Origin of the sequence: Mediterraneibacter sp. 210702-DFI.3.120 (assembly GCF_020561005.1) — a bacterium.
GTDB classification, from domain to species: domain Bacteria; phylum Bacillota; class Clostridia; order Lachnospirales; family Lachnospiraceae; genus Mediterraneibacter; species Mediterraneibacter faecis.
In genome coordinates this window covers 255756-269257 of the sequence record NZ_JAJCNG010000001.1, presented here as the reverse complement: position 1 = coordinate 269257, position 13502 = coordinate 255756, and the positions used below count along the sequence as shown (strand labels likewise).

Annotated in this window: 10 protein-coding genes; 9 read left to right on the top strand and 1 reads right to left on the bottom strand. The window is 42.3% G+C overall.

Translation table 11 applies throughout. The features are described from left to right. Positions 1 to 35: 35 nt before the first annotated feature. From rlmN to nifJ, 9 genes are all read left to right on the top strand, one after another. Positions 36 to 1076, top strand: a complete 1041-nt coding sequence (gene rlmN, locus LI162_RS01355; protein WP_020436379.1) for a 23S rRNA (adenine(2503)-C(2))-methyltransferase RlmN — start codon at positions 36 to 38, stop codon at positions 1074 to 1076. 5 nt (positions 1077 to 1081) lie between these two features. Further along, on the top strand, positions 1082 to 1822 hold the full coding sequence (locus LI162_RS01350) for a Stp1/IreP family PP2C-type Ser/Thr phosphatase (RefSeq protein ID WP_020436380.1): 741 nt from the start codon (positions 1082 to 1084) through the stop codon (positions 1820 to 1822). Beyond that, complete coding sequence (pknB, locus tag LI162_RS01345) at positions 1819 to 4026, top strand: Stk1 family PASTA domain-containing Ser/Thr kinase (protein WP_055158337.1); 2208 nt, start codon at positions 1819 to 1821, stop codon at positions 4024 to 4026. The genes LI162_RS01350 and pknB overlap by 4 nt, the downstream gene beginning before the upstream one ends. A gap of 17 nt (positions 4027 to 4043) precedes the next feature. After that, a complete protein-coding gene (gene rsgA / locus LI162_RS01340) occupies positions 4044 to 4922 on the top strand; it encodes a ribosome small subunit-dependent GTPase A (protein WP_055146417.1) in 879 nt (292 codons plus the stop codon). Positions 4923 to 4926: 4 nt separating this feature from the next. Then, a complete protein-coding gene (gene rpe, locus LI162_RS01335; protein ID WP_015528369.1) occupies positions 4927 to 5589 on the top strand; it encodes a ribulose-phosphate 3-epimerase in 663 nt (220 codons plus the stop codon). Then, complete coding sequence (locus LI162_RS01330) at positions 5582 to 6241, top strand: thiamine diphosphokinase (protein ID WP_020436384.1); 660 nt, start codon at positions 5582 to 5584, stop codon at positions 6239 to 6241. The genes rpe and LI162_RS01330 overlap by 8 nt, the downstream gene beginning before the upstream one ends. 141 nt (positions 6242 to 6382) lie before the next feature. Further along, a complete protein-coding gene (ychF, locus tag LI162_RS01325; RefSeq protein WP_227155535.1) occupies positions 6383 to 7480 on the top strand; it encodes a redox-regulated ATPase YchF in 1098 nt (365 codons plus the stop codon). Between the two features lie 130 nt (positions 7481 to 7610). Beyond that, complete coding sequence (gene lgt, locus LI162_RS01320; protein WP_055160922.1) at positions 7611 to 8564, top strand: prolipoprotein diacylglyceryl transferase; 954 nt, start codon at positions 7611 to 7613, stop codon at positions 8562 to 8564. A gap of 280 nt (positions 8565 to 8844) precedes the next feature. Continuing rightward, on the top strand, positions 8845 to 12417 hold the full coding sequence (gene nifJ, locus LI162_RS01315; RefSeq protein ID WP_227155533.1) for a pyruvate:ferredoxin (flavodoxin) oxidoreductase: 3573 nt from the start codon (positions 8845 to 8847) through the stop codon (positions 12415 to 12417). Positions 12418 to 12522: 105 nt separating this feature from the next. On the opposite strand, the gene LI162_RS01310 is transcribed toward nifJ, so the two are convergent. Further along, a complete protein-coding gene (locus LI162_RS01310; protein ID WP_020436388.1) occupies positions 12523 to 13377 on the bottom strand; it encodes an AraC family transcriptional regulator in 855 nt (284 codons plus the stop codon). Between the last annotated feature and the right edge of the window lie 125 nt (positions 13378 to 13502).

The window sequence follows — 13502 nt, the reverse complement described above, 5'->3', positions numbered from 1 at the left end:
ACAGAAAAAACGAAATACAGGAGGAAAACTTTAAGATGAAGAAGGATATCCGTGCTTATGGATATGAAGAATTACAGAAAGAGATGGCGGCGATCGGAGAAAAAGCATTTCGTGCAAAACAGATTTATGAATGGCTGCATGTGAAGCTGGTAGATCATTTTGATGAGATGACGAATCTTTCAAAGGCTTTGAGGGAAAAACTGGAAGAGAATTATGAGATTCTCCCGGTTGTTATGCTTGAGAGACAGATTTCCCAGATTGACGGTACGAACAAATTCCTGTTCCGTCTCTACGATGGAAATGTAGTCGAAAGTGTTCTTATGAAATATAAGCATGGAAATTCTGTCTGTATTTCCTCCCAGGTCGGTTGCAGGATGGGATGTGCATTCTGTGCATCAACGATCGGAGGTCTGGTGAGAAATCTTTCTCCGTCTGAGATGCTTGGACAGATCTATCAGATTCAGAAGATAAGTGGTGAGAGGGTTTCGAATGTGGTGATCATGGGAACCGGAGAACCGATGGATAATTACGATAATTTCCTGAAGTTTATTCATTTACTTACAGATGAGCATGGACTGAATATCAGTCAGAGAAATGTCACCGTATCAACCTGTGGAATAGTTCCAAGGATGAAAGAACTGGCGAAAGAGCATTTACAGATTACACTTGCACTTTCGCTTCACGGTTCCAATCAGGAAAAACGAAGAAAATTGATGCCGGTTGCAAATAAATATGATATCACAGAAGTACTCGCAGCCTGTGACGAATATTTCAAAGAAACCGGCCGGAGAGTGAGCTTTGAGTACAGTCTTGTACATGGTGTGAATGATACGGATGAAGATGCACAGGAACTGATTCATTTATTAAAGCATAAGAACTGTCATATCAATCTGATACCGGTCAACCCGGTAAAAGAGCGTGATTTTGTTCGTCCAAGCCGGAAAAGTGCTTTGAATTTCAAAAATAAACTTGAAAAAAGCGGAATAAATGTTACTATAAGAAGGGAAATGGGCTCTGATATTGACGGAGCCTGCGGTCAGCTCAGGCGCCGCTACGTAGAAACTGAAGGAGAATAGAAGGTATGAAGACATTTTCAATTACAGATGTTGGAATGGTGCGACAGGTAAATCAGGACTACGTCTTTACGACGGGAAAACCACTGGGTATTCTCCAGAACCTGTTCGTGGTAGCGGATGGTATGGGTGGCCATCAGGCAGGAGATTATGCTTCCAAGTGTACGGTGGAAGTGATGATCAAAGAGATTGCGAAGAGCGAGGGTGAGGATATCGAACGTGTTCTTGTGAAAGCAATCAAGGCTGCCAATCGTGAGATTATCAAAGAAGCATCCGGTGACGAACATCTGAAGGGGATGGGAACAACGGTTGTTGCCGCTACTGTGAAAGAACAGATGCTGTATTTTGCCAATGTGGGAGACAGCCGTCTGTATCTGATCAATCAGGGAATCCAACAGCTAAGTAAGGATCATTCTCTTGTAGAAGAGATGGTTCGTCTCGGTGGAATTAAGCCGGAAGAAGCGAAGCATCATCCGGATAAGAATATTATCACAAGAGCGATCGGTGCAAAAGCTGATGTGGATGTGGACTTTTATGAACACCGTCTGAAACGGGGAGACATCATTCTGATGTGTACAGACGGATTAAGTAATATGGTGGAAGATGAAGAACTTTTCCATATTGTGCAGGGAAGCCGGGATATCGTCGAGGCAGGTGAGATGCTGGTGGAAGCAGCAAAAGAGAATGGAGGAACAGATAACATCGGAGTGGTATTGTTTGAGCCATTTGCAGATGAGGTGAGTGTATGATTAAAGAAGGAGTATTTTTAGGGAAACGATACGAGATACTTGGTCGTATCGGTTCTGGCGGAATGGCAGATGTCTATAAAGGCAAGGACCATAAGCTGAATCGTTTTGTTGCGATCAAGGTGTTGAAGAGCACATATCGTTCGGATGAGACGTTTATTAAGAAGTTTTTAAGCGAAGCTCAGGCAGCAGCAGGATTGATGCATCCAAACGTAGTCAATGTCTATGATGTAGGGCAGGATCGTGGTCTTTATTATATGGTCATGGAGCTTGTAGAAGGAATTACGCTGAAGGATTATATCGAGAAGAAAGGAAAGCTTTCAGCAAAAGAGACGATCAGTATTTCTATTCAGATGGTGACAGGCATTCAGGCAGCGCATAACTGCCATATCATTCACCGGGATATTAAGCCGCAGAATATTATTATTTCCAAAGATGGAAAGGTTAAGGTTACTGACTTCGGAATCGCGCGGGCTACGACATCAACGGCAACGCAGGCAGTAACAACAACGGTGATGGGATCTGTACATTACACATCTCCGGAACAGGCCAGAGGCGGTATTGTAGATGAGAAGAGTGATATCTATTCAGCAGGTATCACGATGTATGAGATGATCACCGGGCATGTTCCGTTTGACGGAGATTCGACAGTGACGGTTGCTTTGAAACATTTGAATGAAGTGATCAAGTCTCCTGCAGAAGAAGTACCGGATATTCCGTACAGTCTGGAGTGCATTATTATGAAATGTACACAGAAACTGCCGAATAAACGATATATGAGCTGTGAGGAACTGCTTCAGGATCTGAAGCACTCACTGGTAGATCCGGATGGAGATTTTGTAGTTCTTGATGGTGTGACAAAACGTATGCCGGCAGCATCCCAGGATACAGGACGGACCACGGTTGTTATGTCACAGGATGAACTGAATCGTATGAAGAATCGTCAGAATTATAATGATGATTATGACGACGATTACGAGGATGACTATGACGATTACGATGACCGCCGCAGAAGCCGTTATGATGATGACGATGACTACGATGACCGCCGCAGAAGCCGTTATGATGATGACGATGATTACGACGACCGCCGCAGAAGCCGTTATGATGATGACGATGATTATGATGATCGCCGCAGAAGCCGCTATGATGATCGCCGTAAGAAGAATGAAGTGAATAAAGACACGAAGAAGATCATGAAGATTCTTATGGTTGTTGCCGGTGTTGTGATCGCACTTTTGATCATGTTCCTTGTAGGAAATGCAGTGGGCGTATTTAAAGGTGGAAAAGGAACGACTACACAACAAACAGATTCAGAGATGGTAAAAGTACCGGATGTGACAGGCAAGACATATGAGGAAGCTCAGAAAGAACTGAACAAATATGATCTCGGAATCCATAAATCAACTGCGCCTTCCGATACTGTTGCAAAAGGAAAGATTATCAGCCAGGATCCTGCTGATGGAAAGAAAGTAAAGAAGCATACAACAGTCAATGTTGTGATCAGCAGTGGTGAAGAAGCTAAGATGACAACGATTCCAAGTGTTGTTGGTTTGGCAGAAGCTGATGCAGAAAAAGCACTTCAGGATAAGAATCTTGTTGTGAAGAAAGGTGATCCGGTCTACAGTGATGATGTGGAACAGGGAGAAGTTGTTTCTGTCAGTCCGAGTGAAGGGGCAGAAGTAAAAGAAGGAACAACAGTTACTCTTGTAATAAGCAAGGGAAATCAGCCGGCAACAGTTCCTAAACTTACCGGAAAGTCCCAGTCGGATGCTGAAGCAGCACTTTCACAGGCAGGTTTGTCCGGAAATGCAACTGAAGATTACAGTGATACTGTAGAAGAAGGAGTTATTATTTCACAGGATACAGATGCCGGAAAAGAAGTATCTAAAGGTACAACAATCGGATATGTGGTGAGTAAAGGACCAAAGATGACGGTGGTTACAGTACCGGATCTTTCCTATAAAGACCAGAATACAGCGGAAAAACTGTTGAAGCAGGCAGGACTTACACCGGAGTATATTGGCGAAGATTATAGTGATGAATATCCAGAAGGACAGGTGTTCTATCAGTCTGTCAGCGTTGGTACGCAGGTAGAAAAAGGAACAACTGTTCAGTATATGGTCAGCAAAGGATCTCAACCATCAGCCCCGGATAGTGGAAATTCAGGAAATGATTCCGGGACAGAAGAGAACACGAATCAATGATAACAGAGAGCAAGTATATGCAGGGAAAGATAATAAAAGGGATTGCCGGATTCTACTACGTGAATGTAGTAGAATCCGGAATTTTTGAATGTAAAGCAAAAGGTGCTTTTCGAAAAGACGGGATCAAGCCGTTGGTCGGTGATGATGCTGTGATCGAGGTACTTGATGAAAAAGAAATGACAGGAAATATCACAGAGATCCTGCCGCGTAAGAATGAGTTGATTCGTCCGGCAGTAGCCAATATTGATCAGGCACTGGTTGTGTTTGCGGTGACAAAACCGAAACCACATTATAATCTGTTGGATCGTTTTCTTGTCATGATGGAACGAAAAGAGATACCTGTCGTATTATGTTTTAATAAGACGGATATTGCCAGTCATCCTGAAATTGCAGAATTGAAAGAAGTTTATACCGGATGCGGATATCCGGTAATCTTCACAAGTGCGAAGGAAGAAGAAAATATCAGTGAGTTAAAATCACTTTTAAAAGGAAAGACAACTTCGATTGCAGGTCCTTCCGGTGTTGGAAAATCATCCCTGATCAATCTTCTGCAGTCTGAAGTGAAGATGGAGACAGGAAGTATCAGTAAGAAGATTGACCGTGGGAAACATACAACAAGACATTCCGAACTGATCGTGATTGGAGAAGATTCTTATATTATGGATACTCCGGGATTCAGTTCTCTTTATGTCAATGATTTCGAAAAAGAAGATTTAAAATATTATTTTCCGGAATTCACACCGTTTGAAGGACAGTGCAAGTTCAATGGCTGTGACCATATTCATGAACCCGGATGCGCTGTAAAAGAGGCAGTTGAAGAAGGGAAGATCCATAAGATCAGATATGAAGATTATACGGAGATGTACCGTGAACTAAAGGAAAGAAAGAGGTATTAAGTTTATGAAAAATATTTTGGCACCATCTATTCTCTCAGCAGATTTCAAGATTTTAGGAGAGCAGTTGAAATTAACAGAAGAAGCAGGCGCAGAGTATATTCATTTTGATGTGATGGACGGAATGTTCGTTCCAAGCATTTCCTTTGGAATGCCTGTTCTCGCATCGATCAAGGGAGCAACAACACAGACACTGGATGTTCATCTCATGGTGACAGAACCGATTCGTTATGTGGAAGAATTCGTGAAAGCAGGAGCAGATATCGTTACAGTTCATTATGAAGCATGTGAAGATCTGCAGGCAACAATTGATAAAATCCATGCAGCAGGAGCGAAAGTGGGAATTTCTATTAAACCAAAGACACCGGTTGATGTACTGCTTCCATATCTGGATCAGGCAGAGATGTTTCTGATCATGTCTGTAGAACCGGGATTCGGCGGACAGGCATTTATTCCGGAATCACTGGAGCGTATCAGTGAATTGAGAAACCTTCTGAATGAGAAAGGACTTACAACTGATATTGAAGTAGATGGTGGAATCTATCATAAAAACGTGGCAGAAGTACTTGCAGCCGGAGCGAATGTAATGGTCTCAGGTTCAGGCGTTTTTAAAGGTGATATCAAAGATAATACAGCAAAGTTTATGGAGATTTTAAACGGCAATGTGTAAGAGAACAGTTATTGTGAGCGGGGGAATGCTGGAAGAAGATTTTGTCCTTCCGATTCTTGAGGCAGAAGAGACAGAATTTATTATCGGAGTAGATAAAGGACTCGCATTTCTTTATGAACATAAGATCAAGCCGGATTACATTGTGGGAGATTTTGACAGTGTACCGGAAGAAGTGATCGATTATTATAGAAAAGAAGCAAGTGTACCGATCCGGGAGTTCAATCCGGTAAAGGATGCGTCTGATACGGAGATTGCACTTCGTATGTGTCTTGGACTCAGAAGAAAAGAAATCTGGATTCTTGGAGGAACAGGAAATCGTCTGGATCATTTCTGGGCTAATGTTCAGTGCCTGAATATTGCACTTGAAGCAGGATCTCAAGCGATGATCTTAGACAGTCATAATAGAATTCGTCTGCTTGATCATGGAATCGCAATTCGCAGAGAAGAAGCTTTCGGAAAGTATTTTTCAGTATTTCCGATGCAACTTCCGGTTGAGGATTTCTGTATCAGCGGTGCAAAATATCCATTGCAGAATCATTTGCTCTCATCAGGAGACAGCTTGTGTGTGAGTAATGAGTTTGCAGAAGGTGAAGATGAAGTGAAGATCTCTTTCGTGTTTGGAAAAGTGATTTTGATGGAGACGAGAGATTGAAATTCAAGCCCCATTATAGTATAATATTAGATGCTATTTTGGGGCTTCTTTTTGTGAAAGAGTCACATAACAGAAAATAAGAGAAATAGACCTTGTGGATTTAGCTTTAGAAATCAAGGTTTTAAGGAGGAAATAGAGAAAATGAAACTTGGTATTGTGGGATTACCGAACGTAGGAAAAAGTACACTGTTCAATTCACTGACAAAGGCCGGTGCAGAATCTGCAAACTATCCATTCTGTACAATTGACCCAAATGTCGGTGTCGTAACAGTTCCGGATAAGAGACTGGATGTGCTTGGAGAGATGTATCATACAAAGAAGATCATTCCGGCAGCAATCGAGTTTGTTGATATTGCAGGACTTGTGAAGGGAGCATCAAAAGGAGAAGGACTTGGAAACCAGTTTCTTGCCAACATCCGTGAGGTTGATGCAATCGTTCATGTAGTAAGATGCTTTGAGAATACTAATATCGTTCATGTAGACGGAAGCATTGATCCGCTGCGTGACATTGAGACAATCAACCTTGAGCTGATCTTCTCAGATCTTGAGGTTCTTGAAAGAAGAATCTCCAAGACAGTGAAGCTTTCAAGAAACGATAAGATGGCGGCGAAAGAGCTGGATCTTCAGAACCGTCTGAAAGCGCATCTGGAAGAGAATAAGATGGCGAAGAGCTTTGTGACAGAGGATGAGGATGAGCAGGCATGGCTTGCAGAGTATAATCTTCTGACAGCAAAACCGGTAATCTTTGCAGCAAATGTATCTGAGGATGATCTTGCGGATGATGGTGTGAACAACGCAGGGGTTCAGGCAGTCCGTGAGTATGCAAAAGCGGAAGAATGCGAAGTGTTCGTAGTATGTGCAGAAATTGAAGAAGAAATTTCTCAGTTAGATGACGATGAAAAATCAATGTTCCTTGAGGATCTTGGATTGGAAGAATCCGGACTTGAGAAGCTGATCAAGGCAAGCTATCATCTTCTTGGACTGATCAGTTATTTGACAGCAGGTGAGCCGGAAGTTCGTGCATGGACAATCAAGAAGGGAACTAAGGCACCACAGGCAGCTGGTAAGATTCATACAGACTTTGAACGTGGATTTATCCGTGCGGAAGTAGTAAGTTATGATGATCTGATGGCATGTGGAACTCATGCGGCAGCGAAAGAAAAAGGATTAGTTCGTCTGGAAGGAAAAGACTATGTCGTTCAGGACGGAGATATCATGCTGTTCAGATTTAACGTTTAACAGATATAGGGAATATGCTTAAAAACCGGTTAGATTCATTGTTTTCTAATTGGAAAAGCAGTAAAAACAGGAATCAGGGACAACTAGATTTGTTCCTGATTTCTGTGGATATGAAAGGAAATAACATAATATGCATTACAATATCAGCTTTCCGAATTTAGGGATTTATCTGGATCATGTAGGAAAAAGCATCAGCATCTTTGGTTTTTCCATTGCTTACTACGGCATGATCATCGGTGCAGCAATTTTGATTGGATTTCTGATTGCCACAGCGGAGGCAAAAAGAACAGGACAAAATCCGGAAGACTATCTGGATATGGGAATTGTCGGAGTAATCGCAGGAATTGCGGGTGCAAGAATCTATTACGTGATTTTCTCCTGGGATTTATATAAAGATAATCTTTTGTCTATCTTTAATCTCAGAGAAGGTGGTCTGGCAATTTATGGCGGCGTGATCGGAGCAGTGATCGCAGTTTTTGTGATGGCTGCTGTTAAGAAAAAATCACCATTTCAGATTTTGGATACAATTGCACTGGCGCTTCTGAATGGTCAGATGCTTGGACGTTGGGGGAATTTCTTTAACAGGGAAGCATTTGGAGAATACACGGATTGTCTGTTTGCAATGAGGCTTCCGGTTGATGCAGTAAGGCCGGGAGATATTACAGAACTTATGCGCGAGAATATGCAGAGAATTGACGGAGTCAGTTATATTCAGGTACACCCGACATTTTTGTATGAATCATTATGGTGTGCCGGACTTCTTATTATATTGTTTCTGTATAGGAAACATAAGAAATATGAAGGTGAGCTCTTTCTTATGTACCTGTTTGGTTATGGGGCAGGACGCGTGTGGATCGAGCGGCTTAGAACAGATCAGCTTGTTCTTCCGGGAATCGGATTTCCGGTGTCAGAACTTCTGGCAGGTTGCCTGGTGATTGTGACAGGAATTGTGCTGATCTATTGCAGAAGGCATTGCAGAAAAAGAAATGAGAAGAAAAAAGTGGATCAGTATGAGCCGGTGCCAACAAAGATCAAAGGGAAAAAACCACCGAAGTGGGATGACCGGTTGTTTAAAAACAGATAGAATGATAAGAAAAAAGTATAGTGATTCATAAGCCGGAAGAGTTAATGTTCAACAGAAAGTACTCTTCTGGCTTTTCCTATTTCTGCCTGTTTTAGTTAATAATCCCCAATAACAGCACTGATAACTATTCTCAAAACACTGCGCTGTACACGAAAATATACAAAAGAGGATATTTATAACTCTAGACTTTTGTGACTTTTGGAGATATAATGAAACTACATGTGAATTAATTATACTTAACTCAGTGTAAAACCTATGTAACACCTAAGGAGGAATAAAAATGGCAAGAAAAATGAAGACCATGGACGGTAATCAGGCAGCAGCTCACGTTTCTTATGCATATACAGAAGTAGCAGCTATTTACCCGATTACGCCTTCATCCGTTATGCCGGAGCATATCGATGAGTGGGCTACTGAAGGAAGGGAGAACATTTTCGGACAGACTGTACAGGTTACAGAGATGCAGTCCGAGGCCGGAGCAGCAGGTGCTGTTCACGGATCATTAGCAGCAGGTGCTCTTACAACAACATTTACTGCTTCTCAGGGACTCCTTCTTATGATTCCTAACTTATATAAGGTTGCTGGTGAGCAGCTTCCGGGAGTATTCAACGTATCTGCCCGTGCACTTGCAAGCCACGCACTGTCAATTTTTGGAGATCATTCTGACGTTTATGCATGTCGTCAGACAGGAGCAGCTATGCTCTGTGAATCCAGCGTACAGGAAGTAATGGACCTTACTCCGGTTGCTCATTGTGCAGCACTTGAAGGAAAGATTCCATTCATCAACTTCTTTGATGGATTCAGAACATCACACGAGATTCAGAAAATCGAGACATGGGATTATGAAGATCTGAAAGACATGGTAAGCATGGAAGCAATCGACGAGTTCCGCGCACATGCACTTAACCCGAACCACCCATGCCAGAGAGGTTCAGCTCAGAACCCGGATATCTTCTTCCAGGCTAGAGAGGCTTGTAACCCATTCTATGATGCACTTCCGGGAATCGTTCAGAAGTACATGGATAAGGTTAATGAGAAGATCGGAACAGACTACAAACTGTTCAACTACTATGGAGCAGCAGATGCAGAGCACGTGATCGTAGCTATGGGATCTGTTTGTGATACAATCGAGGAGACAATCGATTACCTGACAGCTGCAGGAGAGAAAGTCGGAGTTGTTAAAGTTCGTCTTTACAGACCATTCAGCGCAGAAGCTCTGATCGACGCTATCCCGGATACAGTTAAGAAGATTTCTGTTCTTGACAGAACAAAAGAGCCAGGAGCACTTGGCGAGCCACTGTACCTGGATGTTGTTGCAGCACTTAAAGGATCTAAGTTCGATGCAGTTCCGGTTTACACAGGACGTTATGGACTTGGTTCTAAAGATACAACACCTGCTCAGATCGTTGCTGTATACCACAACGATGAGAAAGCTAAATTCACAATCGGTATTGAAGATGATGTTACACATCTTTCACTTGATGCTGGTAAGCCACTTGTTACAACACCAGAAGGAACAATCAACTGTAAGTTCTGGGGACTTGGAGCAGATGGTACTGTTGGAGCAAACAAGAACTCCATCAAGATCATTGGTGATAACACAGACATGTATGCACAGGCTTACTTTGATTATGACTCTAAGAAGTCCGGTGGTGTTACAATGTCTCACCTTCGTTTTGGTAAGAAGCCAATTAAATCAACATACCTGATCCATCAGGCTAACTTTGTTGCATGTCATAACCCGTCTTATGTTAACAAATACAACATGGTTCAGGAACTTGTTGATGGAGGAACATTCCTTCTGAACTGCCCATGGGATATGGAAGGACTTGAGGAACATCTTCCGGGACAGGTGAAAGCTTATATCGCTAACCACGGAATTAAATTCTACACAATCGATGGTATCAAGATTGGTAAAGAGATCGGACTTGGCGGACGTATCAATACAGTTCTTCAGTCTGCATTCTTCAAACTTGCAGCTATCATTCCGGAAGAAGAGGCTATTGACCTTATGAAAGCAGCTGCTAAGGCTACTTACGGAAGAAAAGGTGACAAGATCGTTCAGATGAACTACGATGCAATCGATGCTGGTGCAAAACAGGTCGTAGAAGTAGAAGTTCCGGAAAGCTGGAAAGATGCAGCTGATGAAGGACTTGCTACACCACACATCGCAGACGGCGGAAGAACTGATGCAATTGCATTTGCTAAGAATATCCAGGCAAAAGTTAACGCTCAGGAAGGAAATACACTCCCTGTATCTGCATTCAATGATTATGTTGATGGATCTACACCGTCAGGAACATCTGCATATGAGAAACGTGGTATCGCAGTAGATATTCCGGTTTGGAATCCAAATCAGTGTATCCAGTGTAACCGTTGTGCATATGTATGTCCGCACGCAGTTATCCGTCCGGTAGCTCTGACAGAGGAAGAAGTTGCTCAGGCTCCAGAAGGACTTAAGACACTTGATATGATTGGAATGCCGGGAATGAAGTTCACAATGACAGTATCCGCTTACGACTGTACAGGATGTGGATCTTGTGTGAATGTCTGCCCAGGCAAGAAGAATAAAGAGACAGGCGAAGTTGAGAAGGCTCTTACAATGGCTAACATGGAAGCTAATGCAGGAGAGCAGACATTCTTCGACTTTGGTAGAGAGATTCCGGTTAAACCAGAAGTTGTTGCTAAATTCAAAGAGACAACAGTTAAGGGAAGCCAGTTCAAACAGCCACTCCTTGAGTTCTCAGGAGCTTGTGCAGGATGTGGTGAGACACCATACGCTAAGCTGATCACACAGCTGTTTGGTGATAGAATGTATATTGCAAATGCAACAGGATGTTCTTCTATCTGGGGTAACTCTTCACCGTCTACACCTTACACAGTAACACCAGAAGGTAAAGGACCTGCATGGAGCAACTCCCTGTTTGAAGACAACGCTGAGTTTGGATACGGTATGCTGCTTGCACAAAATACAATCAGAGACAGACTGAAAGCAAAAGTTGAGAAGATTGCAGAGAAGACTACAGATGAGGCAGTTAAGGCTGCAGCAACTGAGTATCTTGAGACATATACAGTAGGCGCTACAAATGGAACAGCTACAGACAAACTTGTTGCAGCTCTTGAAGCACTCGATTGCGATTGCGAAGAGAGAGCAGAAGTTCTGAAGAACAAAGATTTCCTTGCTAAGAAATCCCAGTGGATCTTCGGAGGAGACGGATGGGCTTACGATATCGGATACGGCGGAGTTGACCACGTTCTTGCAAGCAAGAAAGATATCAACATTATGGTATTCGATACAGAGGTTTACTCCAACACAGGTGGACAGTCCTCTAAGGCTACTAAGACTGGTGCTACAGCTCAGTTCGCAGCAGGCGGAAAAGAGACTAAGAAGAAAGACCTTGCAGGAATGGCTATGACATACGGATACGTATACGTAGCTCAGATCGCTATGGGTGCTGACTTCAACCAGACAGTTAAGGCAATCGCTGAGGCTGAGGCTTATCCGGGACCATCACTGATCATCGCTTATGCTCCATGTATCAACCATGGTATCAAGAAGGGTATGAGCAAAGCTCAGACAGAGGAACAGCTGGCAGTAGAGTGTGGATACTGGAATAACTTCCGTTACAACCCGGCTGCAGAGGGAGACAAGTTCTCACTTGACAGCAAGGCTCCGAAGGCAGAAGGATACCAGGACTTCCTGAATGGTGAAGTACGTTACAACGCACTGAAGAGAGCTAACCCGGCTAAGGCTGACAAGCTCTTCGCTCTCAATGAGCAGGAGGCTATGGAGAGATACGATTACCTGAACAAACTGGTAACTGTATACGCTGCAGAAAAAGAAGATAAATAAGGATATTTCATGAGCGAATGAGATATGAAAAAAGGAGATCTCCGTAAGGGGATCTCCTTTTGCGTGAAAAAATGATGGGGAGTTGACCGGTTTCGCAATTTTTGATTACAGTGGTGCGCGAAGATATTTCTTCGGTGTCATTCCTTTATATTTTTTAAAGGTTTTGATAAAGTAGCTTACATCGTTAAATCCACAGCTAAGTCCGATGTCTGCGATTGATTCATTCGAAGTAACGAGCTTGAAACAAGCTTGTTCTATTCTATAGTAATTCAGATAGTCAACAGGAGTTCTATGGGTCATATCTTTAAAGTAGCGACAGAAATATTTTGAATTCATACCGGCGGCCTGAGACAGATCTTCCAGTGTGATACAGTCAGCATAATGGTTTTCAATCACTTCAAGAGCTTTCTTTAAATGTTCTATTTTTCGGCTATCCTTTTGACTGATGATTCGAACGTTTTCATACAATTTATTTTCCAGAATATAGCCTAAGAATTCGTACAGAGTACCAATCACCATAAGCTCGTGCCCTTCAGTACGCTTTTTGATATGTTCAAACATCATGGAGGTGATATGCTCTAAATTCTTTACGGGTGCTTTGATAAGGGAAGGGATAGTCAGAGTGTCACTTCCGATCTTCTTAAGCAGACGTTCGCTGGCATGATTTACTGCCATGAGTGATTCAAGGTTAAAAACAAGGCATTCATAGACACAATCCTTAGGAATTCCACCATGAAGAAGCCCTCCTTTTATAAAAATAAGGTCGCCGGCTACTGCAGTGAATTCATTTTCACCAATTGACATAAGTAATTTCCCTTTTAAAACACGAATAAGTTCATATTCGATGTGCCAGTGATAAGACATTTCATACCGTGGATGATTCGGCGTAACATGATAAAATTCAATTGGAAAATCAATGGTTCCGTGATTACGTTCTTCTCTGTAATTGATGTATTTCATGCAATAATCTCCTTTAAAAATCTAAATAGTGTAAAAACAAACACATATGTGGAAATATATGTTTATAAATTGTACTTTGTTGTATAAAAGGTGAATATCTTTATATTTTTATTCTAGTATACCAC